The following is a 25,180-nucleotide window of genomic DNA, read 5'->3' on the forward strand; positions in this document are numbered from 1 at the left end:
AAGTGTAAACAGAATTTGAATTTTTTGAAAAGCAGACGCCATTCGTCTGTGGTTTGTCTGTCTGTCTCGAAATCTGATACCAACCGATAGTCCGGTTCTGTTACTTGTCCGTAGAGCCTTAGTGCGACACCTTAAGAATATTAAATCTTGAAAGCGGAGGATTAATGTTTTTCGTAAAATTTTATAACAGAGAAGTATTAAAGAACTTTCTTCTTCCTGTTCTGTTTCTGCTTATGCTGGTCGGGTGCGCCTTATCCGGAACAGCAGGCAAAGCCGGTTCGCCGGAAGAGGGAATGATTGTCGGCAAGGCTTACTCACATGGGGTAAAGAATGATTATCTTGCCGGTCTGCACATCAGAAATGAGTATGTTTCCGGCTGTTCAGACTGCCATGGAAAATCTGTTGATGTGGACGACAGCGAAACAGAGCTGAATAAAAGCTGTCGCAACTGCCACGGAACTTATGATGAGTTCAAGGCGAAGATCAAACAGGAACAGAAGGGTCACAAAGGACCTGTAAAGGTCAGCGGACACGAGGGACACCTGATTGATGTCTCATGCACTGCCTGCCACTCGGGACATTCGGGTTCTTTCCCATACTGTAACTACTGCCATTCATTTGATATGAAGATTCCTTTTGCAAAGGCAAAAACGCCCTATGTTCCTGAAAACCTTTCGTATTATTACGATAAAGAGCCTAACCGTGTGGAAACTGCGGATGTCCTTGTCATCGGTTCCGGAGGTTCAGGGCTTATGGCTGCCGGTGTTGCTGCAAACGCAGGCAAAAAGGTCATTATTGTTGAAAAAATGCCTGTTATCGGAGGAAGCTCAATCCTTTCCACAGGCGGTATGAACGCCGCAGGTACAAAGATCCAGCATGAAAAAGGAGTTATGAACGACTCTCCGGAAATCATGGTCAAAGATACCCTTGCCATCGGTAAAACAAACGACGTGGCTCTTGTGCGTATCCTCGCGGAGAGATCAAACGAAGCTCTGGAATGGTTCATAAATGCCGGAGCGAATCTCACTCTTAACCCCAAAGTCAAAACCGGGGGTACAACCGTTCCCCGTTCACACTATACCGAAACAGGCGCCATCGGTCAGTATATGATCCCTATATTGCTGAAAGAACTGCGCAAAACCGGTAATGATGTCAGAACGAACAGTAAAGCGGTAATGCTTAAAACTGATGCAGACGGCAGGGTCACAGGCGCTTTGATATACGGAAAGCACAGCGGACTTTATGAAGTGAAGGTGGGTGCGACCATCATTGCGACTGGAAGCTATGCAAACAATCAGGCACTTGTGACACAATATAATCCCCAGCTTAAGGATATCATAACCACAGCCCAGCCCGGTTCGCACGGCGACGGCGTTGTTATGGCTGAAAAGATCGGGGCGAAAGCCATTAATATGGAGAACGTTCAGATACACCCCAACGCAGCCGCAGGTACGTCTATTATGGTCACACAGAATATGAGGATAGGCGGCGGTATTCTGGTCAACAAGTCTGGAAAACGCTTTATGGACGATCTGGCTCCCAGAAACAAAATGGGTGAAGAGATACTCCGGCAGGAAGGTCAGTCAGTATTTCTGATATATGACGACAACGTGGCAAAACTCCGCAAAAAAGTTCATGAGGGTTATATCCATCTCAATTTTGTAACAACTGCGTCAACTCCCGAAGAGATGGCTAAAAAGCTTGGACTTCCGGTTGACGCTTTTGTCAGTACCATGAAGAACTACGCTCTATTTTACAAAAATCAGAAAGATACTGATTTCAACAGACCTACCATATCCGAACCTCTGACCAACGGAAATCTCTACGCGATAGAGGTTATTCCGGGTATCGGAGGTACACTCGGCGGTGTGGCTGTAAACACCAAGATGCAGGTTCTTGACGAGAACAACCAGCCTATCAAAGGTCTTTACGCATCCGGCGAAGTTGTCGGCGGATGGCACGGAGAGGATCGTTACGGCGGCAACGCAGTTGCGGGGAACCTTGTTTTCGGCAGGCTTTCAGCAGAAAGCGCGATGGAATCACTTGGGAAATAGTTTAATGTCAGGGGGAACCGAAAGGTTCCCCTTTGATTAGCAGAGCGTACTTTACCAACAGTCCGGTATTTCGCCGGATAAACCTAAAAATAAGCAACATAATAATTTACGTCAGGTATCAGATTAAGCCATAATCATGGTATCAGTTTGGTTTTGTGTTTGTATTATGTTGGTTTCAAAAGAATTTCTTGATTAAACCCTTTGCCGGGAAAATATAATAATCTAATTTAAATACCTGAAGAAAAATATATAATAAATAAAAACAATGACGGCGTGATTATGAATAATAATAAGTTTCTTTCAAGGGACTTACTGCTCTTATTTTGCTCGATGTCCATGTCTTTTTTCGTTGAGTACAGCATAATAGCAGTATTTCCGGTTTATATTTCGGAGAATCTCCATTACGGCAGGAGCTATGTCGGGCTTTTTATAGGTATTTTTTCTGTTTCGGCACTGGTTATTAAGTTTTTTACAGGTTACATAGCAGACAGAACGGGAAGAATGGTGGTTTTGACCGCCGGACTTATCCTGTGTCTTATCTGTTCCGGTTTTTATGCGTTTACGACAATGTTCACGGCTTTGGTTTTTGTTCGTCTCGCACAGGGTGCCGGCTCCGGTGCCATACGGGCGGTATATCCTGCCATTACCGTCGACATCGTAGGCAAACATAACGCGGGCAAAGGTATCGGTTTCATAGGGCTGACAGGTATGATGGGTATGGTAGTTGCTTCGCCGATAGTTTTTTATTTTCTGGAACACATTGACTATGAAATGCTTTTTATGACTTTGTGTATCATTCTCTGCCTGTCTCTGGTTCCTGTGATGTTCATGCGTGTTCCGAAGATAATCCTGCCTTCGAGGAAGTTGACACTCGCCAGTTTTCTTGAATACAGGGTGCTTATGCCCGCATTTCTCCGGTTTATAGTCAGCATCTGGCACGGGCTTTTTGTTTCATACGCGGTGCTTCATGCCCGTCATTCCGGCATAGCCAACGCAGGTGTGGTTCTTACGGCTTATGCTCTGGGCAATATCATAATGCGTCCTATTGCCGGCTATGTCTTTGACAAAAGGTCTCCGGGGGTAATCGCATGGCTTGCCTATTCCCTTCTTTTGGTCGGTTACTGCATTTTTGCAGTATCGACAGAGTATTTCGGGATAGTTTCGGGAGCCTTTATCATAGGAATGGGAGCCGGAATAGAGCATACCATGATGCCCACCATAGCCGCGAAGATAGTTGATAAGGCGTCACTGGGAAGGGCAAACTCAACTCTTGAGTGTGCTTTTTCTCTCGGCATAGTCACAGGAGCTGTTTTCTGCGGAAAGGCAACAGAGTCGATTCCGTTTGATAAACTGTTCATCTCCGTTGGGCTGTTGAATATAATTCCTGCGGTTCTGTTTTATGTTTTCGTTCTTAAAATTTACGACAGGCACTTTGAAAAATAAGAAGGTCCCGCTCCGCAGCGGGACCAAAGATAATGAGATGTATTAAAGCTTCAGCTTCGCGGCGTTGCGCCCTGCGATGCGTCCCATTGTCATAGCGTTTGCCAGTGGCAGACCTACTGAATAGTATTCGTGGTGGAAAACTCCGCCAGCACATTCGCCTGCTGCGTAAAGACCTTTTATAACGCGACCATCCGCCTGCATAACCTGAGCGTCGGTGTTGATGTTGATACCGCCGAAAGTGAGCGTAATGCCGGGCATCAGGGGATAAAATGCGTAGTAGGGACCTTTTTCAAGTTTAATTGCGCTGTTTGTTTTCTGGGGAACGAGGTTGATTGCTGTTCCATCCGGTTTAACAGCGGCATTGTAGTCCTGAACGGTTTTCATGAACTCGTCTTTGGGAACGTTGATCTTTTCGGCAAGCCCTTCAAGGGTATCCGCCTGAACGTAAGGAATTTTGTTAGTATCGAAAAGTTTGACCATTACGTCGATGGCGCCGAATTTTGTTCTCATTTCAGAGTCGAAGACCATCGCGGCCGTCTGCATGGGCTGGTTGAGCAGAACGGGGCAAACGTAGCCGTATCCGAGACCTTCGTCGATATATCTTTTACCCTTAACGTTTATCATAAGACCATACTGAACGATGTATGAAGGGTTACCGGCGTGAGGATTCACAGGGCTTACGTTTGCAAGCATGATTGATTCGGAACCCCCCATTCTCACGAGACCAGCACCGATTTCTTTTGCCATCAAATGACCGTCGCCGGTGTTGCCCTGAGAACCTCTGTACCATGCTTCGTCTGCGTCGGGACCGACGTACATTTCAAGCATTTCCTTGTTTCTGGCATAGCCGCCTGTTCCAAGAACCACTTTACCCATGTAGTCCACAAGTCCCGCTTTTGTTTCTGCTCTCACGCCGATAACTTCGCCTTTATCATTAAGAAGAAGCTGTCTTGCTTTTGTGTCACAGTGTATCTGACCTTTAAGTTTTTGCTGGTAAGCCTCTCTGAGTTTTGCCAGAACCACGCGCATGTTTCTGTACATTCCGGGGTCAAAGATAACAGATTTAGCTTTTTTTCCGGGGCGGTACATAGGGTCGGGTGCTGTGGGACCATAGCTTCTTATCCAGCGTGTGTTCTCAAGGCTGTTTTCAGCGATAACTTTCATTATCTCCTTGTTTCCTCTGCCGAGGCTCGCCTTGTCTATCTCTTCAAAGAATATCTGTTTGGATTCAGGGGTGTCTTCTGACGCAACACCTATTGAACCGCCTGAAAATTTTGTACTGCCGCCGATCTCTTCGAGGGGCAGTTTTTCGATCATGATGGTTTTAACGCCGAGCTCTGCCGCCTGAAGAGCGGCACATGTTGCCGCCATACCGGAACCGACCACGATAACGTCAGCCTTGATCTTCTTTTTAGGTTCGGGAAGGATAGTGGCATGCGCAGCCGGAATACCTGCTGCTGCGAATATTCCTGCGCTTGCTCCTACTGTTTTAATAAAGTCTCTTCTGGAAAAATTCATTGAGAACCTCCTGTTATTATAAAAACACAAGTTTGATGCCTAATAAATATCTCCTGCGTGGCTGTGCCACAAGTTACAGAACAGAGTATATGAATGGTTACAGATTTCAGCCGGATATAAGAAACGGTTATTTGGCTTTTAATAGGCGCGAAAAGACACGTTTTATAAATCAATGACTAAGCGGTGTTTTAATCTGTGACCATTGTTTTCCGCAGTATTGAGGGGTGTTTCAGAACTTTACGCATAGATCGGCTGTTTTTTGCGGTACCTGACAAAACTGTGACCTTTATTACAAGGCAATCTGTAACTTGTTGATTTGTCGGGAATACTTGATTCTTTCCATATCAGATTTCCGTATTATAAAGGAGGAAACATGAAAACCAGATTGTATTTTTTAGTTTTAATTATTCTTATCACGGCAATGCAGGCATTTGCCGCGACAAACATCAAAGAGATGTTTGAAGAGGGAACGGGTTCAGTTGAGATACGGACACTCTATTTCAACAGAACATTCAACAGCAGCAAGGCTGATATGGAGGATCAGGCGATAGGAGGTATGTTCCATTATAAAACAGCTCCTCTTAAAGGCGTATCCTTCGGCGTTGGTTTCTATACTTCAAACGATATCAACAGTGATGACGATGACGATGTTTACGGCAACCTTGCAAAAGGTTCCGACGGAAGCCACGAAAGCTATACCAAAATGGCTGAATACTTTGTACAGGGCGATTGGTTTGACACCACCATACGCTACGGAGCACAGGAAATTGTGACTCCGTTTGTAAATAAATACGACTTCCGTATGTCTCCTAAAACTTACAAAGGTCTCGCAGTCGTTAACAGATCAGTTGAAAACCTTGAAGCTTCACTGTATTACATCACAGATTTTATGGATAACAACTCTTTGGACTATGTTGATGCGGGTTATTCGTTTAATAAAAATATGGATGACAACCCTCTTTATGCGGCAGGTCTTAAATATTCGGCAGAGGTAAGCGAATCTTTCAAAATTATTCCTCAGGCATGGTATTATACAATGCAGGACGGATTTGCTTTCACTTACGGCAATGTTGAGTTTACAGGTGCCTCTCCTTTAGGTAAATATTCTGTGAAACCCTCCTATCTTTCACAGAAGGCTATAGGTTCAAAAGACGGCGGTGATCTTGACACATATCAGTACGGTGTTGCGGGCAACCTGAAAACACACGGTTTTGACATCAGTCTTTACTATGCCAAAACGGGCGACGATGCTGTATCCGCTCCTTGGGGCAACTCAAAGGTTATCGTTCAGCAGGTACTTGCCTCAACAAGAGCAGAGGAAAAAGCATATGCCGCAAAAGTGGGATATGATTTTACTAAACTTGGCGCTACCGGACTTTCATTCGCAGTGTTTTATGCAAACTACGATACACCGGACTCAGGAGTTAATAAAAGCGATGACCAGAGTGAGACCGACTATGACCTGACATATAAATTCAGTATGCCTGCTTTGAAAGGTCTTTCGCTGAGAGCAAGATATGCCGATATTGATACAGACGGCGGAACAGACTATGTGGATAAACGTCTGTATGCGGTGTATACTTTCAATTTCGGGGGTAAAGCGGCGAAATAAGCTTTCCACCTCCCTAAGGTTTTATCTATTATAATCACAAAGGCGGCCCGCGGCAAAGCTTCGGGCTGCCAAACTTTTTAATATAGGAGGTAGCTGTGTTCAGTAACTGGAATCCGGACAGAGGATCGGAGACTCCTCTTTATATGCAGTTGGCAAGCTATCTTCGTTCCGAAATCATCGACGGGAGAATACTCCCCGAAACAAAGCTTCCTTCGCTTTCTGTTATGCAGAACGTTTTTGCAGTCAGCAGGAACACCTGCATCAACGCTTTGGAACAGATAAGCAGTGAAGGACTCATTGAGATCAGTCCAAAGAAAAAACCTGTTGTTATCTATACAACAAATAATCTGCCGTCCAGCTCGTCACCCGACTGGTTCCGGTATATCAAACACGGAAAACATTTTCCCACGGACGAACACTACCACAGACTAAGCTATCTCAGAGGTCAGGCGGGGCTTATCAACACCTATGAAATGAGACTGGGCAAAGAGTTCCATCCGGAAGTTCCGGTTAATGAGGCTCTGGCGAAGGTGTCAAAGAAGATATCCGGTCTGTATCACCACAGTTTTTTCGATGTCAAAGGTATCCCTATGGTGCGCGAACTGGTCTGTTCTGCTGTCAGGGAATACGGTATAGAGGCAGACCCGTCTCAGGTGCTTCTGACATCCGGTCCCATGAACGCAATGACCCTTATCTGCAAAGGGCTTTTGTCAATAGGTACAAACGTTTTTACCGTGTCCCCCAATTCACTTAAACCTATGAACTTTTTCAACACGTTCGGTCTGAATGTAATCAATGTGAATCAGGACAGCGGCGGAATAAATATTGAGGATCTGAAATCAAAGACACATAAGGCGAGGGGCGGGATACTGCATGTCAACCCTGTTGCCTTCTGGCCTAACATGCTTACCATGTCCGACCAGAGAATAAAAGATGTGTTCTCGCTCTGTTCTGCAAAAAAGCTTCCTGTGATGGAAAACGATATGATGCGGGAATACTGGCTTGTTAAAGAACCTCCCGTTCCTTTGAAGGCATATGACAAAAGCGGTGTTTGCATCTATATTTACTCTTTTACCCGTCCTCTGATCCCCGGTCTGCGCATGGCGGCTATCATCGCTCCTTCGCAGGTCATTAATCAGCTTGCTGATGTAAAGCTTCAGAGCGAATGGGGAACTGATACCATAAGTCAGCTTACGTTCGGTGAGCTCATTTCGGAAAATCTTTTCAAAAACTATATGGGCAGCATCAGACCGGCTCTTCTTGAACGGAGAGACGAGGTTGATCTCCTTATGCAGAGGTATCTCGGCGATATAGCAACATGGAAGAAAGAGGACTGCGGACTGAATTTCTGGATCAGATTCAACAGCGATATTGATACGAGCAGCCTTGCATGTGAAAAAGAGGGTATTCTGATATATTCCGGCGCTCTGGCGGGCAACAGCTACAGGAATTGTCTGTGGCTCTGCTACTCATGCATATCGATAACGGAAATGGAGACTGTGCTTATGGTTATTTCCCGTCTGGCAAAATCCGCCATCTCAAAAATGAAAACCGACTGAAAAGTGTACATTCTCTGTATCTGTGACCATTAGCGACCCTGTTTCTGTAACTTGTTCAATTTTTGCATTTGCTATACCGTTTTAATATCAATAATTAATAAGAGGTTGGTATGAAACGGAAATATTATATCTGTCTTTCGGTCTGCATGGTATTTGTTTTGTTTGCAGCTCTGACTGCTTTTGCAGCAGGGATCAACGAAAAAGCTCAGTATTGTCTTAACTGCCACGGTGATTACAAAGATCTGGCGGCAAAGGAACCCTTCTACGATAAATTCAACGGAAAGGATTCAAAAAGAGGTATCACAAAGGTCAATCCGCACAGGTACTGGCCCCATGAGAACGTTAGTGACTCAGGTATTCCGGACTGCACCAAATGCCACACTCCGCACAAAGAGGATATCCAGTCTGCGGCTGAAGTTGTCCGCCCGAACCTTGAAGCCTGCTATACATGCCATCATATGAAATTGTTCGACAAATGCGATACATGTCACGCTGAATAGATCTGATCTGAAATGTTACAGAGCCGCTGCACTGAGAAGTGCGGCGGTTTTTTCTGCTGAAACAGAAATACGGATATCGGATGCCACGCTGAATGGTTTAATGATTTTGTTCTCTTTATATCTGGTAATCTTCGGACTATTTTTCTGGTTATTGTAAGCCTCTCTTAAAAAACAATAAAATTCAAACAATATTTTTAAGGAGGTTTTACATGAGTTCTAAACATTTATCCGGCATGTCCGGCAGAACAAAGCTGCTGATCGCTGCCGTATGTACCATGTTTTCATTTCAGGCGTTTGCCGCGGACAACATTGCAGACATGTTTCAGGAAACGTCAGTCGAAGGAAAGTTACTTTATCGTTTTAATGACTTGAAAATGGAAAACTCCACCGATGCTTCAGACAGCGGCATAGGCGGTATTCTGGCTGCAAAAACAGGAAGCCTTCACGGTGTGAGCCTTGGGGTGACATTCGGCACTGCAAACAATGCTTACAGTGACAAAGACGATTTCTCTTATGGAGTGCTTGGTGACGGCCACCAGAGCTTTGACTCCATGAAGGAATACTATGTTCAGGGTGAATTGTTTGACACCACCGTAAAATACGGCGCACAACAGATCAGCACCCCCTGGGTAAATGATGATATTTATCCTTTCATGCTGCCAATCACATATCGCGGTGCATCACTTGTCAACAAAAGCATCAGCAACACAGAGATTCACGCATACTACATAACAGGTATTTCAATGTGGAACGAAAGCGGTTTTAAAGATATCATGGAAACCGCAAATCCTACTGCGGATTCAGAGCCTCTTCTTATCGGCGGTATCAAATACAACCTGCCTTCCGAAAACCTCAAATTCAGTGCTGAGGGCTGGACATATCACATGGAAAATTTCATTAACAACAACTATGTGAGAACAACAATCGGCACAAAACTCGGCGAATGGAACGTATACGTTACTCCTTCATATCTGAAACAAAGCTCCACAGGTGATGAAGTCGGCGGCGATTTTGATACTTATCAATATGGCGGTGTGGCAGGTGTTGACGCTTACGGTTTCAATGCCAGTCTGTACTATGCTAAAACCGGCGACGACAAGATTTTCAGAGGTTGGGGACACAGCGCGGCTGTGCCTGCTCAGTTCCTTGTTTCAGAAAGAGCCGAAGAAAAAGCTATGATGGCTTATGCAGGTTATGAATTTTCAAAACTTGGTATGCCAGGAGTTTATGCGGCGGTTACATACGCTACATTTGATACTCCTGATTCAGGTGTGAATAAAGCATCCGACGCTTCAGAAGTTGACTGGAACTTAATGTATGATTTCAACGATGCTGTACTGAAAGGCGCGCTGAACGGTCTTCATCTTGAAGTAAGATATGCTCAGATCGACTATGAAGACGATCCTGACATGACAGAACTTCATGTGATTGCTTCATACTCATTTGCATTCGGCGGAAAAAAATAAGCTGAATATCTGATAACAGGGGCGGCGTGTTCATGCCGTCCCTGCTTATTAATCTGGTAAGTCACATTTCTTTGTTCTGGTTATATTAAATGAATTAAGTCTCCGCTAGAATCATCAAAATCCATTATAAAGCGTGGTTATTATTATGAGCAGTTTAGCGGAGGACCGTAATAACGGTGTATCCATTTTTCGGATGCTGTTCACGATTAATTTCCTGATCAGTTTCGGCTTTTGCATGAGCGACAGTTTTTTTCCCGCATATTTTCAGAACCTGGGTGCGAATGCTGCTCTTATAGGTTTTTCGGCATCGTCATATCAGATATCCAAAATTGTTCTCGGACCTTTTGTGGGTCGTTTGGAGCAGAGATTCGGCAGCGGACGGCTTATCGTTGTCAGTCTTCTTATTTATGTTGTGGTTTCAATATCTTATCTTGTTTTAAACAGTCTTTATATCCTTGTCCTTCTGAGGTTTCTTCAGGGTGCTGCATGTTCGTCGTTAAAACCTATAATGTACAGCATGATCAACGGAAGCATGTCCGAAGGGAAAAAAGGTGAGGTTTTCGGCGCTTTTGATATCTCTTTCTATGCATCCATTGCTGCCGGACCATTCGTTGGAGGCTGGATAATACACAGCTACGGATTCGAGGCACTTTTTGCCGTACTGCTCTTTATCTGTCTGCTGGCTGCCTTGATCAGCTTCAGCCTGAACAGAATATGTCTCCTCAGACAGAAACAGGATGAACATGTGTGTCATGTGTCCAGACCAAGCAGAACGGAGTATTCGCTTTATCTGTTCATAGTCGGAAAATCCTTTCTGATTGCCTGTTATACGGTCTACTTTCCTTTGTTTCTTTTAAATGAATGTCATTTCACAACTCTTGAGACAGGTTTTACAATATCTTTTTCCACGGGCGTTATGGCTTTGTTCCTGCGCCCGATGGGAAAACTTTCGGACAGGGTATCAAAACCGCTTCTGGTCGTGGCGGGAGGCATACTGTCTTCAATTGCTTTTTTTCATATTCAGGATATTTTTACGTTTAAGCAGGCGATGGTGTTTTCGGCTCTTTTCGGGTTATGCGGGGCGATTTCTCAACCTGCGAGTGTTTCATTGCTGTTCAGCTGTTCTTCTGATAAGAGTGTATCATCATCTGTCATGGGACGGTTCGGCAGTATTCTTAATATCGGTTTTGTATGCGGGACGCTCTTTGCGTCTCTGATGATAGAGTTGTTTTCAGTCAGAGCTGCCTTTATCAGTGCAGGTATCATCAATCTTTTCATGATAACTCTTTATGTCTTTTCAACCGGCAGCCTGAGTTGGTTCGGACATTCCGATATGATATCCGATCGTTGATTTCTGCGTGTAAAGTTTCTGAAATTTGGTATTGTATGTTCACCGGATTTGATCAAAATAATGCCCATATACAAGGTGCAGCATGTTTAGTAACTGGAAACCGGAAAATGATTCACAGAAACCTATTTATGAACAGCTTGCAGACTATTTTAAAGCCCTCATAAAAGACGGATCCATTGTTGACGGTTATAAGCTGCCGTCTCAGAGAGATCTTTGCAACATATTGGATGTGAGCCGCCCGACAATATCAAAGGTCTTTGAGCTTTTGGATTATGAACATCTCATTAGGATAGAGGCGAAAAAGAGGGCGGTTATTAATATCAGAAAGGATACGGAGGAGTATAATCCGATTAATTGGACTCAATACTCAGAATCGTCGTTTCATATTGATAATTCGTTGTTATATAAAGATTATAATATTATAAGAAGTGAAAAGAACCTCATAAATCTGTTTGAGTGTTATTTCGGACACGACCTTCATCCATACGAACCTCTTCAGGAGGCATTCAGTTATCTCAGCAAGGATCTGGCAGCTATTGATCACCGTACCTGTTTCGACGTGCGCGGTATTTTGTCTCTGCGCCGGGCGATATGCGACCATCTGCGCGGTGACGGGATAGATGTTACCCCTTCTCAGGTTCTGATATGCAACAGTCTTGAGAATGCCTATATGACTATCTTTGAGGCGACGCTGAATCTTTCTTCGGCATGCTACATTGAGGAAGAATCAATATTTCATGCGGATAACTATCTGCGGTTCATAAAAATTCCGCTTGATAACGAAGGAATGATTCCCATGGAGCTTCGGAAACGCATCAAAGGTAAGAAATCAGGGATGCTTTTCATAGATTCAGATTATGCTATGCCAACCGGTATTATTCATTCTAAAGAGCGCCGTAAGGAGCTTTTGAAGATATCATACGAGCATCAGCTTCCTATAGTTGAGTGTCCGGCTGTCCGCGACTGCTGGCATACACATCCGCCGTACCCTTCTCTGAAGGCTATGGACAGATACGAAAACGTGATATACATATTCTCGCTTGCAAGACCCTTCATGAACCCTTTGCTGACAGCTATTATAGCTCCGGAAGCAGTTATGCCTTCTCTGATCAGCGTTAAGCTTGTCCATGACGAATACACTGATATTATGTCTCAGCTTCTGCTGGAAAATCTTCTTTCAAAAGGGATATATTCCGGCTATATGAATGGCATCAGACCGCAGATTATCAATAAATGCAGTGAGACCGATGCAATTGTCAGAAAACATTTTGATGGGATAGGCACATGGCAAAAGCCGGACAGCGGCGTCAGCTTCAGGGTTAATTTTGATTTCGATATCAGCAGGGTATTCAAGGAGATATTGTCTGACGGTATTCTGGTTTATCCACCGGAAGTTTTCGGCAGCAGCAGAAATTTTCTATGGTTCAACTATGTCGGGCTGGATATGGATTTACTGGACGAAACGCTCGGCAGAGTCGCATCACACATCAAAAAATACGCACCGAGATAGAGCTTACCAAAAAATCTGGTAAGGTAATTATTCATTATCTGAGCATTGTTTGAAAACCTCCTTTCATTATGATTAGTGAAAATTTTAGGAGGTCTCAATGGGCAATTTAATTAAAAAACTGATGATCTCAGTTTTCGTTTTTATTTTAGTTGTTCCGATAGCGCTGGCAGAAGTTATGAATGCCGACGTGGTTATCATCGGAGCGGGAACTTCCGGTACATCCGCGGCTCTTTCGGCTCTTGAAAACGGTGCAAAAACCATACTTATTGAAAAAGGTGCTTTTCCTGCCGGAGCAGGAACATTTTCAGGCGGTATGTTTGCCGCTGACAGCTCACAGCAAAAGAAACTTGGCAAGACTGTAGACAAAAAGAAGCTCATCGACAGATACATGGAGCAGAGCAACTATCACGCCAACGCAAGACTTGTAGCCAATATTGTAAACAATGCCGGTCGTGCGGTTGACTTTGTCAACAGCAACGGCGCTCAAATGAAGCTTGTAGATCCCGGTACAGGCGGTCAATACTGGCACAAAGGTACAGAGGCTGTTCTTCATGGATATCAGAACGGCGGCGGTTCAAAAAACATCGGTCGTCTTCAGGACACTTTCAAGAAAAAAGGCGGTACTCTTCTTTTTGAAACCAAAGCAACAAGCCTTATCAAAAATGCTGACGGAAGCATTGCAGGTGTAGTTGCTGAAGATGCAGACGGAAACGAACTTCGTCTGATGGCTTCCAAAGCTGTCATCGTTGCAACAGGCGGTATGGGCGCCAATGCAGAAATGCTTAAAGAATTCTTTAATTATCCCGACCTGCCTCTTTCACCTGTTAATAATGCACAGGGTGAAGGTCTCGCAATGGCATGGGCTGCCGGAGCGAAAAAAGGCAACGTGATCATGCAGAATTTTGCTACCAACCCTAATAACAAAATAGACACACCCCTTGGTATGTCTGATGAAACATGGACACTTTGCGATCTGCCTTTCCTCAGAGTCAATATCCTTGGAAAAAGATTCATCAGAGAGGACAGAGCATCTGACTATGCAATGATCGGTAACGCTATATTTGATCAGCCCCAGCACGTTGCCTGGCAGATTTTTGATCAGACATCAGTAGACAAGATCAAAAAAAGCGGTTTCTCTGCAATCATTAATCAATACGGTGAGTGGAAAAATTCCAAACAGGAATTCTACGAATTCAACGAAAGAATATCTGTGAGCGAACGCGCTAAAAAATGGGCGACTCCCACAGATCTTACAAAATTCATTGAGGACGGAATTGTAGGCGGCTCTATGGTTAAAGCCGATACAATAGAAGAACTTGCAGCTAAAATGAATATTGATCCCGCTGTTCTTAAGGCTGAAGTGACCAGATACAACAAATTTGCCAAAGCAGGCAAAGACGAGGATTTCTATAATGACCCCCGTTTTATGTATCCTGTAGTGAAAGGTCCCTTCTATGCATTCAGCAATATCAGCAGATCCATCGGTGCACTTGGCGGTATCGTTGTTAATGAGAACCTTCAGGTACTCGGCAACGACAACAAAGTTATCAAAGGTCTTTATGCCGTCGGTAATGATGCAACAGGTATGTACGGAAACGGTTATGTTGATATTGAGGGCGGTACTCTTGGATTTGGCTTCACATCCGGTATGCTCGCAGGCGAGAACGCTGCAAAAGGTCTGAAATAACAGATAAGATATTGTGCGCCGTATAAAAATCGTGCGGCGCACTTTGTTTCAATTCCGAGGACATAATGAAAACAATAATTTCAATTGCGATACTGTTTTGCCTCTGCTTCGCTCTTTCTGCGCTGGCGGATGGAAGCGGACTTGCTGACAAACATAAAGAGAACGGTATGAAATGCGCGGATTGCCACCTGGAGGATACTCCTACTAAAAAGGCATCTGCTAAACAATGCATTGCCTGCCACGGCGATATGAAAGACAGTAAAGAACTGTCTTTTAAAGATCAGGGCGGAAAAGAGTATAAACTCAGCCCCCACAATTCACACGCCGGACAGATCAGATGTACCCTGTGCCATTCCGGTCATAATCCTTCAAAATTGTACTGTAATACTTGTCACCATACTTTCCAGATATCTGTTCCCTGATAAAAAAAGATTCTTTATCAACATCCTCCTTTGTTACTGTCCGGTTTTCAAAACCGGACAGTGTCCTATGTATTTGACAGTGACGTCATCGCCAGTTTTCGTCTTCCAGTATTTTGTGGATGCGCCATTACGAATATCAACGACAATGCACAGGTGATATCTTCCGGGCTGGATCAGAGTTCGGCAGCACTCACGGAAGTGACCAGAACCGTGAACTATCTTCAGCAGCAGGCGGATGAACTTAAAATGCTTGTGGATAGATTTGTTACTCAATAGTTTTCAATACAGGCTGGGACATGGTGAAATGAACATCATGTCTCAGTTTATTTTTCCGCCGAATCCGATTTCGGCAGGATTATGCTTGCCACCAGACCGCCTTCCGTCGCATTTTCAAGGCGTATCTCGCCGCCGTGTGCGTGTATGATATCTTTGGCTATGGCAAGTCCAAGCCCCGTGCCTCCGGTGTCTCTGTTTCTGGATGTGTCCAGACGCTTGAAAGGCAGGAAAGCCTGCTCTATGAGATGAGGCGGAATTCCAAGCCCTTTGTCTTTCACCGTAACGATTATGGAATCTTTGCCGTCGGTCAGTTCAACTCTGACGCTTTCGCCGTATCTGCATCCGTTCTCTATAACGTTTGCGAATGCACGTCTCATTGCTGTGGGCTGGCAGTGGAGCTGTGCGTGTTCGATTCCGGAATATACCGCGTCATACCCTTCATCCTGACATGTGTCGCAGATGCTCACTATCAATGAAACCAAGTCCATTTTGACGCGCGGTTCCTGTGTCGCGTCCTCTCTGGCAAAGGTGAGATATTCCCTTATCATGGTTTCCATATCCGCAAGGCTGGCAAGTATCTGTTTTTTGCTGTGTCCGTCCTCAAGATTCTCTGTCAGAAGGCGTGAACGGGTCAGAAGCGTCCGCAGATCGTGGGATATCGCCGCGAGCATATTGGTTCGTTCATCCACGAACCTGCTTAGCTGAATCTGCATTTTGCTGAACGCATCTGCTATTTTTTTGTATTCGGGTATCACCATTTCGGGTATTTGAGTCAGCGTGCGCTCGCGTCCGAGGGTTTCGGCTGCTTCAGACAGCTTGTAAAGCGGCTTAAGAAGTGAACGTGCTGTCCAGACGGATGCCGCCAGAATGAAGATTATCACTACAACGGGGGTTATAAGCAGGTTCAGATATGCCTGTGCAGCGAGATTGCTGTTTTTTGTGGTAAGGATCAGCCAGTCGCCGTTTGACAGAGGAATGTTTATTTTCAGATCGGCGGATATAGCGACATCGCCCTGACCTTTGTCCTCCAGTTTATCATCCATGCTGACTGGAAGTTTTGCCACAACAACGGTGAGAGGTCGTAACCTGTTATTATAACTGAAATAAGGGTATTTTGCAGTTATCACCGGAGCAACGGAACCGCCTATACGTTTTTTCAGTTCATCCTGAAGTTTAAGGAGTGTTTCGGGAAGATATGTCAGGGCAGGGGTGAACTCTCCTTTCGGGACAACGGCCATGTCGAACCACTCGTTAAGGTCTGGCGCATTGCCGAGAACAGCTTTACGTTCCGATACCAAATTATCGTCAAGAAGTTTTTTCGTATGAATGATTCTTTCGGTAAGCCATCGGGATTCAAACAGATACACGTTCGGCAGTGCTATCAGGCGATTGGATATCGTATTGGTGATAATCAAAGCCAGCAGGATGAACAGCATAAGTATTATCAGTCTTGGTGCTATTCTCATTTTATGTCAGCCTGCTCTATGTCCGGGGTGAAGAAATACCCTTCGTTGCGGATTGTTTTGATGAATTCCGGGTTCTGCGGGTCGGTCTCTATCTTTCGGCGCAGACGGCTTATCTGAACGTCTATGGCTCTGTCGAACTGATGAGATGTGCGTCCGTGGAGTGCGTCGAGAAGTGCATCGCGATTCAGAACCCTTTGTGAGTTCTCGACAAAGACCATCAATAGGTCAAATTCAGTACTGGTCAGAACGATAAGAGTTCCGTATGGCGAGAAGAGAGTTCTTCTTTTGGAGTCTATTGTCCAGTCTGCAAATCTGTATGAAGTTGGCTTTTTTTCCGCAGTTTTCCGCGGGTCGTCACCAAACCTGCGCAGTATGTTGCGGATGCGCGCGAGCAGTTCCCGCGAGCTGAAAGGCTTTGTGACGTAATCATCGGCACCCAGTTCCAGTCCTATTATCCTGTCGGTTTCAGAATCGACTGCTGTCAGTATTATAACGGGTATCTGATACCCGTTCTGGAGTCTGCGGCAGAGAGTCAGCCCGTCGTCCCCGGGCATCATAAGGTCAAGCAGGATAAGGTCGATGCTCTCCCTTTTCAGTGCAGAAAACATTTCCGCACCGTTCGCCGCCTGAAATGTTATCAGTCCGTGGCTCTGTAAAAACTCGGCAAGGATACTGCGGATGGAGTAATCGTCGTCAACTATAAGTATGTGCGGTGCTGTTTTTTCAGATTTCATACATCAATATAACATGAGTTCAGACGTACTTTAAAGCCCATTCGGCGGCTGAAATATAATGTTACATATTGATACCCACTGTTACGCGTCCATGTCCTATTATGCGTTATATCAAATCAGAACAGGAGGATTCTCTATATGGGTTTCAGTAAAAAAATGGCTTTTATCACACTTATGCTGACCTTTGCAGCTGTTTCTGTGCCTGCGTTCGCACAGGAGAGCGGAATAGGCGGAAATATCATGATCGGCGGCGGTATGGCGCCGGAATACGAAGGTTCAAAGGATTATAAATTCATTCCCATGGCTATGGGCAAGATAGAATATGACGGATACTACCTTGAAGCGAAAGAACTTGGTGTTCGTGCGAACGTATCCCCGCTGGAAGGGATAGAGTTCGGACCGACTGTTTCCATGCACGGAGGGCGTGACAGTGATGTGGAAAACGAATATGTCGCTAAAATGCGCAAGATAGACGATGCCGCTGAGGCGGGCGTGTTTGCCAAGATATCAACGAAAGACCTGTTCAGAGACAGAGACGAGCTGTCGCTTGAGGTTGAATACTTAGCCGACACAGGCGACACACACGAAGGATACACAGTCAGCCTTGAGTCCGAGTATCAGTTTTTTCCCGTTGAAAAAGTGATACTCGGTGTCAGTCTGTCGGCAGTCTATGCGGACGAGAACTATAACCAGACCTATTTCGGTGTGGATGCGGACAATGCCGCCAGAAGCGGGCTGAGAGAATACAGCGCCGGAGGCGGGTTTAAGAACGTCGGAGTAGGCTTTAAAGCGGGTTACAGTTTCAACATGAACTGGAGCGTTATGGGAATCGCAAAATATGAACGTCTTTTGGGCGACGCGGCAGACAGCCCTATAATTGATAAGGACGGTTCTGAGGGACAGTTCATGGCGGGCGCCGGTCTGATGTACAGATTCTGAAAAATATAAAATGAAAAGATACATCCCGATAGCCGCGGCAATCTTTCTGGTGTTATGCATTGCCATATTTATTGTAAACCGGAAACCGGAAAAAAAGGATGAAACGCAGACGCCTGTTATGACCGTCACAGCGGCGTCGGTTAAAAAAATAATGCTTGCCGAAACGGTCAGGGCAACCGGTTCCATAGCGCCATGGCGCGAAGCGGTGATAGCTTCGGAAACAGACGGTCAGCGTTTGTGGCAGATAGACGCGGAGGTCGGCGACAGAGTGACAAAAGGACAGGTTCTGGCGCGGTTCAAAACAGAGACCCTGCTTGCGGAGCGTGCGGAGCTGAAAGCCGCATGGGATCAGGCGGATGCCGACGCAGAGAGAGCTTTGGCGCTTAAGGGAACCGGAGCCATGAGCGAACAGACCATAGACAATTATCTGAATACGGCGGCGGGTGCGAAAGCGCGGCTGGATTCAAAAGATCTCCAGATAGGATATGCGGCGGTGACGGCACCGGATTCCGGCATCATTTCCTCCAGTTCGGCTATATTGGGTGCCGTCGGCACGCAGGGACAGGAACTGTTCCGCATAATCCGTCAGGGGCGTCTGGAGTGGCAGGGCGAGCTTACGCCAAAACAGCTGGACAGGGTTGAAAAAGGGCAGATTGTCAAATTGAAACTTCCCGACGGTAACTCTGCCGAAGCGGTCATAAGCAGGATCGCCCCCTCTTTGGACAATAATCGCGCATGGCAACGGTGTATGCCGACATAAAAAGCGGAAGCTCCGCTCGGGCAGGGATTTACTGTGAAGGGGTGATAACCCTGCCCGAAACGCCTGCGATGGTTCTTCCATCCGAAAGTGTGGTAATACGCGACGGATTCAGCTATGTGTTCCGCGTGGAAACGTCGGAAAAGGGTATTAGAGCTGTCCGCAGGAAAGTGGAAACAGGGCGTATGTCCCGCGGGCTGACGGAGATAGCCGGCGGCGTTGCTGAAAAGGACGTCGTTGCAGTGCGCGGAGCCGGATTTCTGAACGACGGGGACTTTGTTACCGTTATCTCCAAATGACAACTAAGGATGGAAGATGAATTTTGCCAGCTGGTCTCTGAGAAACCCGATACCGTCAATATTATTTTTTGCGCTTCTCACAATTGCGGGATTTTACGGTTTTAAAAGCCTTCACATACAGGATCTTCCTGATATCGACCTTCCGGCGGTGAATGTTGAGCTGACCCTTCCCGGTGCTTCGCCTGTTCAGCTTGAAACGGAAGTTGCGCGAAAGGCGGAGGATTCTCTGGCGACCATCGCAGGCATCAAACACATAAACACAACCGTTATCGACGGTCTTGTTTCGATGAACGTGCAGTTCGTGCTGGAAAAGAATCTGTCGGATGCCCTGCTTGAGACCAAGGATGCAATAGACCGCATAAGATCAGACCTGCCGCCCAACCTTGAAGAACCTGTGATATCTGCCGACCGCATCGGATCCAATGCCATTATGGTGTACGCTGTTTCCTCTGCGGGCATGGACGAAGAGGAGCTTTCGTGGTTTACGGATGACGTTATCGGCAAAAGGATTCTTGCTGTGGATGGAGTGGGTAAGTTTGAACGCATAGGCGGAACGGACAGGGAGATAAAAATTGAAATAGACCCCGTAAAGCTTGCCTCTCTCAACGTGACTGCGGCTGATGTTTCGCAAACCCTGAAAAACGTTCAGACGGAAGATTCCGGCGGACGGAGCAGGCTTGACGGGCAGGAACAGCTTATCCGCACCATAACGACGGCTTCAACGGCATCGGAACTTTCGCAGCTCTCCGTACCGTCGCAGGATGGACGAACCGTAAGGCTTGAACAGGTGGCAAAGGTGCTTGATACCCATGCACAGCGCAGCCAGCTTTCGCTTCTGGACGGGAAAGAGGTTGTTGGGTTCAACATATACAGAGCCAAAGGCGCGGATGAGGTGACGATCGCCGAAAACGTGCATAAAGTTCTGACAAAACTTGAGAAAGAACATCCGGAAATTTTTCTGACACAGGTAAATAATACTGTCAATTACACCATAACGCAGTATGAAGGCTCAATGAGTATGCTCTATGAAGGCGCTCTGCTTGCCGTCATAGTTGTGTGGTTTTTTCTGCGTGACTGGCGCGCTACACTGATATCTGCGACAGCTCTTCCGCTTTCCATCATCCCGACTTATGCTGTGATGCACTGGCTGGGATATTCGCTGAACACTCTGACACTTCTTGCGCAGGCGGTGGTTGTGGGGATATTGGTAGATGATGCCATAGTTGAGATTGAGAATATCGTACGTCACAAGCGGATGGGCAAGCCTGTCTTCACCGCCGTTTCTGATGCCGTCAACGAAATAGCGCTGGCTGTCATAGCCACAACCTTCACCATAGTTGTCGTGTTCCTTCCGACCTCTCTGATGGCTGGTGTGGGCGGACTTTTCTTTAAACAGTTCGGGTGGACGGTGGTGATATCCGTGCTGTTCTCCCTGCTGGTGGCTCGGCTTTTAACCCCTGTGATGGCGTTCCGGTTTCTGAAGGACGACGCTCATACGCATAAGCCTGACGGGTTTGTAATGAAAACTTATATAACTGTTGTCAGATGGTGTCTCGGACACGGAAAGACACACTTGCGTTTGCCTCCGTTTACATGGTGCTGACTTTCATCCTTGCTTCGGGACTTTCGGCAGGTTTTATACCGGCTTCAGACGAAGGTTACACCGACGTAGGCATCGAACTGCCGCCCGGAAGTTCCATATCACAGAGCAGACAGACAGCGGAGGAACTGCGGAGTGTTCTCGGTGATGTTAACGGTATTGCCCATGTGTTCTGCGTTGTCGGTGAATCGGGGAATTCCGGCGAAATGGATAAGAGCAAAATGACGCTGGTTTTCACTCCGATGGGAAAAAGACCTTCGCAGAGGGAGATTGAGAACGAAGTTCGTCAGAAGCTGAAACTTGTAGCGGGTGCGCGTTTTACTCTGGGGTCGGAGAACGACGGACTTAACGTCATCTTTGCCGGAGACAATGCGGATGCGCTCAACTCCACTGTGACAGCATTTGAAAAGGAATTAAGAACTCTGGATTATCTGAATAATATAAAATCCACTGCCAGCCTTCAGAAACGGGAGCTGATAGTTCGCCCCGATGTTCTGCGCTCCGCAGAGCTGGGGGTGACCGCTTCTGATATAGCGTCCACTCTTCGGGTGGCAATGTCAGGAGATTACGATTCGTCCCTTGCGAAGCTTAATCTCGATAACAGACAGGTATACATCCGTACCTATATGTCGGATGCCGACGTTTCAGATATTGCAGTTATAAGCAATCTTAGAATCCCGACACAGGACGGGACGACGGCTCTCTCAAATATTGCTGATATATCCGTGGGCAACGGTCCTGCGGAGATTAACCGTTATGACCGAAAAAGATACATAACCGTGAGTGCCGACATCGGCTCGGTGCCGTTGGGTAAGGCAATCGAAGATGCGAAGGCTTTGCCGTCCATGAAGAATATCCCGGAAAGCGTCAGTATAATAGACGGCGGGGATGCGGAGCTTATGAACGAGCTGTTTTCCGGTTTCGGTGTTGCCATGGTGACAGGTGTTCTGTGCATGTATTGTGTGCTGGTGTTGCTGTTCAAAGATTTTTTACAACCAATATCCATCCTTTCGGCGCTGCCGCTATCCATAGGCGGTTCGGTTGCGGCGCTGCTTTTCAGCGGTGAGGAACTCAGTCTTGTCGCGCTCATAGGGATGGTCATGCTGATGGGGATAGTTACAAAAAACTCTATCCTGCTGGCTGATTACGCCATAATGAACATGAAGGAACACAATATGCCGCTGACAGAAGCGCTCCTTGACGCATGTCATAAAAGGGCGCAGCCGATCGTTATGACCACTATCGCCATGATAGCGGGGATGATGCCCATAATACTCGGTTTCGGAGGCGACGCGAGCTTCCGGCGTCCGATGGCGCTGGCTGTTACAGGCGGTCTTTTGGCTTCGACATTTCTCAGCCTTCTGATTGTGCCTGTGGTATTTAAATATATTCATGGGATATGGAAAAGATCGTTCAGACAAAACTGAAAACGGCTATGAAAATCGCAGGGTATAAGATCGGTTTAAATTTTACTTAAATATTTTCGGTTTATGCCTTGATATATGTAGTTTTCATACCCTTCTCTTAAATATCAGAAATCTCCGAAAACAGTTGACAGAGGTCGATTTCATTGATAACTAATACACGTTGATATAATGATATTAATACTCAATATCTTTTATTGCATCCGGTTTTCCTTATAAATGCAGAATCGGAATAAAATTCAGTAACAGTCTATAAACCGTTCAGGATGGGACTATTCCAATACAGGTAAGGTTTTGATATACTTCTCGATACTGATAATGATTTTCAATACCACAGATTAAGTCGTGATGTGTTACATGCTTGGTGTGGGAGAAAAAAACGGAGGAAAGATGAATCAGAGGCGTTTATTCAAAACCGGCGGATTGTTGATTGCGGTTTCCATGCTCCTTTCATCGCTTACGGCTAAAGCAGAGGAAGAGGTTCAGGAGATCAAGCCTGTTGTTGTAACTGCAACGGGATTTGAACAGTACATTGCGGATGCACCCGCAAGCATCAGCGTGATAACTAAAGAGGAGATTGCAAAGATGCCTGCGGCAACCATCACAGATCTGCTTAAAACCGTGGAGGGTGTAAGCATCACAGGATGGATGGCGAGCGAAACTGATATTGTTCTGCGCGGTATGCCGGGCGAGTATACTCTTATAATGGTGGACGGGAAGCGGCAGAACACCAGAGAAACGATGAACAGAGGAACCTCAGGCGTTCAGGCTAACATGATCCCGCCGCTTGACGCCATTGAGAGGATAGAGATCGTCAGAGGACCCATGTCTTCGGTTTACGGTTCAGATGCTATGGGCGGCGTTGTTAATATCATCACCAAAAAAGTTCCCGACGAATGGCATGGTTCGTTCACTTTCGGAACCATACAGCATAAGGATGGAGAATACGGACAGACCGTAAACAGAGAATTCTGGGTAGGCGGTCCTGTCATTAAAAACAAAGTAGGCATACAGTTTTACGGTGATCTGGTGGACAGGATGGAGGATGATATCTATTATGCGAACTCCTATGCCAGCGGCAACTATGGGAAAGAGGAACAGAACCTCACAGGAAAGGTGTCTATAACCCCCAACAGCAATAACGATATAAACATCGAGGTCGGCAACGAGAAGCTCATATACACCCAGAACAGCGGAAAGAGCCTTGCGGATAACGCCGCTGATCTTGAAACGAGACATACTCGCGACCACTGGTCTGTAACTCACGACGGAAGATATGGCAAAGCGACGACAAACCTTGCTATCAGTCAGGAAATAGCGGAACAGAGAAAATGGACGGGCGGGGTTGAAAGCACATCAAAACAGGAGCTTACCAACACTGTTATTGATGCCGGAATGGCTTATAGTTTTTCAACCAATACACTGCGCATCGGTGGACAGGTTATAAAATCCGAACTCACCGGAATCAGCGAAGAGGCATCACTCACCAACTATCCTGTAAATACGGACGAAGTTGATAACGACGCATATGCCGTTTATCTTGAGGATGAATATTTCATAACGAATAATTTATCCCTTACTGCCGGACTGCGCATGGACGACGATGAAAGATACGGCGACCATTTTACGCCCAGAGTTTATGCTGTTTACCGAATTGCAAACGATTGGACACTCAGAGGCGGTGTTGCGGCAGGCTTCAAAGCTCCCACTCTTCGTCAGACAACCGACGGCTATTGCATGACAACAGGCAACGGAACTGCTTATTCTCCCGGAGTTCTTTGCGGCAGTTCTGATCTGGATCCCGAAACCAGCCTCACGGAAGAGATCGGTATCCGATACGACAGACCCAACGGGCTTAGCTTTGGCTTTACAGTGTTTAATAACGAGATAAAGAACAAAGTTTCAAGCTATGCCACAGGTGAACAGGACGCATACAACAACTATATCTACGAATATGAAAACATCGACAAGGTAACCATAAGAGGCGCTGAAGTTTCTTTCGCAACGCCTCTTACAAAGAAACTTAAACTGACGACCAACTACACATATACGGATTCCGAGCGAAAAGGCGGCGAAACTGCATTCGACGGCAGTTCTCTGGACGGCAAACCTCTGGACAAGACGCCCGAACACATGTTCAACGCAAAGCTTGATTGGCAGCCTATCAGACCTCTCAGTCTGTTTACCCGTGTAAACGTTGTCAGCGAGCAATACTGGTTAGGATTCAGGAACTATGCCATGAGCAGCAGAACACGCCCCGGAACGGCGACATATGATATCGGCGGCGCGTATGACCTGAACAAATATGTAACTTTCAAAATGTCTGTTCTTAACATAACCGATAAAAAAGTTGCCATTGACAACCGCACCCGTACAGGCGGGCTGGACGGCAACTGGATGGTGGACGAAGGTCTCAGGATTGCGGCGGATATGACCGTCAGATTCTGACATAAAGATAAAACAGTTAATATCGGCGACCACCTGTAGGTAGATTTGGCGTTCTCCGGCGCAGCAGAAAATACACTGTGCCGGAAACGCCTGAATTTTTCGTGCGGTGGTTGTC

The 25,180-nt window shown here is 46.1% G+C and carries 20 protein-coding genes; 17 read left to right on the top strand and 3 right to left on the bottom strand.

Translation table 11 applies throughout. The features are described 5' to 3' along the window. The first annotated feature begins 164 nt into the window (after positions 1-164). Together LRY47_RS06670 and LRY47_RS06675 are read left to right on the top strand one after the other, a co-directional pair. Complete coding sequence (locus LRY47_RS06670; protein WP_295223609.1) at positions 165-2,054, top strand: flavocytochrome c; 1,890 nt, start codon at positions 165-167, stop codon at positions 2,052-2,054. A gap of 330 nt (positions 2,055-2,384) precedes the next feature. Continuing rightward, positions 2,385-3,497 carry an MFS transporter gene (locus LRY47_RS06675; protein WP_295223610.1) on the top strand — a complete coding sequence of 371 codons (1,113 nt, stop codon included), beginning with the start codon at positions 2,385-2,387 and terminating at the stop codon, positions 3,495-3,497. A 42-nt stretch (positions 3,498-3,539) separates the two neighbouring features. Here the strand turns inward: LRY47_RS06675 and LRY47_RS06680 are convergent, their stop codons facing one another. Further along, positions 3,540-5,015 carry an FAD-dependent oxidoreductase gene (locus LRY47_RS06680; protein WP_295223611.1) on the bottom strand — a complete coding sequence of 492 codons (1,476 nt, stop codon included), beginning with the start codon at positions 5,013-5,015 and terminating at the stop codon, positions 3,540-3,542. 373 nt (positions 5,016-5,388) lie between these two features. Between LRY47_RS06680 and LRY47_RS06685 the strand changes: the two genes are divergently transcribed. The 9 genes from LRY47_RS06685 to LRY47_RS06725 all read left to right on the top strand — a co-directional run bounded on the left by LRY47_RS06685 (position 5,389) and on the right by LRY47_RS06725 (position 15,398). After that, positions 5,389-6,627, top strand: coding sequence for an OprD family outer membrane porin (locus LRY47_RS06685; protein ID WP_295223612.1), 1,239 nt, complete (start codon positions 5,389-5,391; stop codon positions 6,625-6,627). Positions 6,628-6,722: 95 nt separating this feature from the next. Beyond that, entirely contained in the window at positions 6,723-8,186 is a 1,464-nt protein-coding gene (locus LRY47_RS06690; protein ID WP_295223613.1) for a PLP-dependent aminotransferase family protein, read from the top strand. Between the two features lie 110 nt (positions 8,187-8,296). After that, positions 8,297-8,686 (top strand): cytochrome c3 family protein, encoded by a 390-nt coding sequence (locus LRY47_RS06695; RefSeq protein ID WP_295223615.1) that lies wholly within the window; start codon positions 8,297-8,299, stop codon positions 8,684-8,686. 209 nt (positions 8,687-8,895) lie between these two features. After that, positions 8,896-10,152, top strand: a complete 1,257-nt coding sequence (locus LRY47_RS06700) for an OprD family outer membrane porin (RefSeq protein WP_295223617.1) — start codon at positions 8,896-8,898, stop codon at positions 10,150-10,152. Positions 10,153-10,345: 193 nt separating this feature from the next. Beyond that, positions 10,346-11,503, top strand: coding sequence for an MFS transporter (locus LRY47_RS06705; protein WP_295223618.1), 1,158 nt, complete (start codon positions 10,346-10,348; stop codon positions 11,501-11,503). 82 nt (positions 11,504-11,585) lie between these two features. After that, positions 11,586-13,013: a PLP-dependent aminotransferase family protein gene (locus LRY47_RS06710; RefSeq protein ID WP_295223619.1), complete on the top strand. Its 1,428-nt coding sequence runs from the start codon at positions 11,586-11,588 to the stop codon at positions 13,011-13,013. A gap of 97 nt (positions 13,014-13,110) precedes the next feature. After that, positions 13,111-14,700 carry an FAD-dependent oxidoreductase gene (locus LRY47_RS06715; RefSeq protein ID WP_295223620.1) on the top strand — a complete coding sequence of 530 codons (1,590 nt, stop codon included), beginning with the start codon at positions 13,111-13,113 and terminating at the stop codon, positions 14,698-14,700. A 65-nt stretch (positions 14,701-14,765) separates the two neighbouring features. Beyond that, positions 14,766-15,122, top strand: coding sequence for a cytochrome c3 family protein (locus LRY47_RS06720; RefSeq protein WP_295223621.1), 357 nt, complete (start codon positions 14,766-14,768; stop codon positions 15,120-15,122). A gap of 60 nt (positions 15,123-15,182) precedes the next feature. Beyond that, entirely contained in the window at positions 15,183-15,398 is a 216-nt protein-coding gene (locus LRY47_RS06725; RefSeq protein WP_295223622.1) for a hypothetical protein, read from the top strand. Between the two features lie 47 nt (positions 15,399-15,445). Here LRY47_RS06725 and LRY47_RS06730 read toward each other — a convergent pair whose 3' ends face one another. Both LRY47_RS06730 and LRY47_RS06735 read right to left on the bottom strand, forming a co-directional pair. Next, positions 15,446-16,864: an ATP-binding protein gene (locus tag LRY47_RS06730; protein WP_295223624.1), complete on the bottom strand. Its 1,419-nt coding sequence runs from the start codon at positions 16,862-16,864 to the stop codon at positions 15,446-15,448. Further along, complete coding sequence (locus LRY47_RS06735; RefSeq protein WP_295223625.1) at positions 16,861-17,598, bottom strand: response regulator transcription factor; 738 nt, start codon at positions 17,596-17,598, stop codon at positions 16,861-16,863. Before LRY47_RS06735 ends, LRY47_RS06730 begins: the two co-directional genes overlap by 4 nt. A 138-nt stretch (positions 17,599-17,736) precedes the next feature. Here LRY47_RS06735 and LRY47_RS06740 point away from each other — a divergent pair, with 138 nt between their 5' ends. From LRY47_RS06740 to LRY47_RS06765, 6 genes are all read left to right on the top strand, one after another. After that, on the top strand, positions 17,737-18,537 hold the full coding sequence (locus LRY47_RS06740; protein ID WP_295223627.1) for a MipA/OmpV family protein: 801 nt from the start codon (positions 17,737-17,739) through the stop codon (positions 18,535-18,537). Between the two features lie 10 nt (positions 18,538-18,547). After that, entirely contained in the window at positions 18,548-19,297 is a 750-nt protein-coding gene (locus LRY47_RS06745) for an efflux RND transporter periplasmic adaptor subunit (RefSeq protein ID WP_295223628.1), read from the top strand. After that, on the top strand, positions 19,273-19,593 hold the full coding sequence (locus LRY47_RS06750) for a hypothetical protein (protein WP_295223630.1): 321 nt from the start codon (positions 19,273-19,275) through the stop codon (positions 19,591-19,593). Before LRY47_RS06745 ends, LRY47_RS06750 begins: the two co-directional genes overlap by 25 nt. 16 nt (positions 19,594-19,609) lie before the next feature. Then, positions 19,610-21,196, top strand: coding sequence for an efflux RND transporter permease subunit (locus tag LRY47_RS06755; RefSeq protein WP_295223631.1), 1,587 nt, complete (start codon positions 19,610-19,612; stop codon positions 21,194-21,196). Then, entirely contained in the window at positions 21,139-22,620 is a 1,482-nt protein-coding gene (locus LRY47_RS06760; RefSeq protein WP_295223632.1) for an efflux RND transporter permease subunit, read from the top strand. Before LRY47_RS06755 ends, LRY47_RS06760 begins: the two co-directional genes overlap by 58 nt. A 387-nt stretch (positions 22,621-23,007) precedes the next feature. Continuing rightward, positions 23,008-25,065, top strand: coding sequence for a TonB-dependent receptor (locus tag LRY47_RS06765; protein WP_295223633.1), 2,058 nt, complete (start codon positions 23,008-23,010; stop codon positions 25,063-25,065). Positions 25,066-25,180 lie beyond the last annotated feature (115 nt).

It is taken from the genome of Seleniivibrio sp. (assembly GCF_021209385.1).
GTDB lineage: Bacteria > Chrysiogenota > Deferribacteres > Deferribacterales > Geovibrionaceae > Seleniivibrio.

What these genes read in the sequence shown, in the direction of transcription:
- LRY47_RS06670 (WP_295223609.1), top strand. Translation starts at nt 165, where the DNA reads ATGTTTTTCGTAAAATTTTATAACAGAGAAGTATTAAAGAACTTTCTT.
- LRY47_RS06675 (WP_295223610.1), top strand. Translation starts at nt 2,385, where the DNA reads ATGTCCATGTCTTTTTTCGTTGAGTACAGCATAATAGCAGTATTTCCG.
- LRY47_RS06680 (WP_295223611.1), bottom strand. Translation starts at nt 5,015, where the DNA reads ATGAATTTTTCCAGAAGAGACTTTATTAAAACAGTAGGAGCAAGCGCA.
- LRY47_RS06685 (WP_295223612.1), top strand. Translation starts at nt 5,389, where the DNA reads ATGAAAACCAGATTGTATTTTTTAGTTTTAATTATTCTTATCACGGCA.
- LRY47_RS06695 (WP_295223615.1), top strand. Translation starts at nt 8,297, where the DNA reads ATGAAACGGAAATATTATATCTGTCTTTCGGTCTGCATGGTATTTGTT.
- LRY47_RS06700 (WP_295223617.1), top strand. Translation starts at nt 8,896, where the DNA reads ATGAGTTCTAAACATTTATCCGGCATGTCCGGCAGAACAAAGCTGCTG.
- LRY47_RS06705 (WP_295223618.1), top strand. Translation starts at nt 10,346, where the DNA reads ATGCTGTTCACGATTAATTTCCTGATCAGTTTCGGCTTTTGCATGAGC.
- LRY47_RS06710 (WP_295223619.1), top strand. Translation starts at nt 11,586, where the DNA reads ATGTTTAGTAACTGGAAACCGGAAAATGATTCACAGAAACCTATTTAT.
- LRY47_RS06715 (WP_295223620.1), top strand. Translation starts at nt 13,111, where the DNA reads ATGGGCAATTTAATTAAAAAACTGATGATCTCAGTTTTCGTTTTTATT.
- LRY47_RS06720 (WP_295223621.1), top strand. Translation starts at nt 14,766, where the DNA reads ATGAAAACAATAATTTCAATTGCGATACTGTTTTGCCTCTGCTTCGCT.
- LRY47_RS06730 (WP_295223624.1), bottom strand. Translation starts at nt 16,864, where the DNA reads ATGAGAATAGCACCAAGACTGATAATACTTATGCTGTTCATCCTGCTG.
- LRY47_RS06735 (WP_295223625.1), bottom strand. Translation starts at nt 17,598, where the DNA reads ATGAAATCTGAAAAAACAGCACCGCACATACTTATAGTTGACGACGAT.
- LRY47_RS06740 (WP_295223627.1), top strand. Translation starts at nt 17,737, where the DNA reads ATGGGTTTCAGTAAAAAAATGGCTTTTATCACACTTATGCTGACCTTT.
- LRY47_RS06745 (WP_295223628.1), top strand. Translation starts at nt 18,548, where the DNA reads ATGAAAAGATACATCCCGATAGCCGCGGCAATCTTTCTGGTGTTATGC.
- LRY47_RS06750 (WP_295223630.1), top strand. Translation starts at nt 19,273, where the DNA reads ATGGCAACGGTGTATGCCGACATAAAAAGCGGAAGCTCCGCTCGGGCA.
- LRY47_RS06755 (WP_295223631.1), top strand. Translation starts at nt 19,610, where the DNA reads ATGAATTTTGCCAGCTGGTCTCTGAGAAACCCGATACCGTCAATATTA.
- LRY47_RS06760 (WP_295223632.1), top strand. Translation starts at nt 21,139, where the DNA reads ATGGTGTCTCGGACACGGAAAGACACACTTGCGTTTGCCTCCGTTTAC.
- LRY47_RS06765 (WP_295223633.1), top strand. Translation starts at nt 23,008, where the DNA reads ATGAATCAGAGGCGTTTATTCAAAACCGGCGGATTGTTGATTGCGGTT.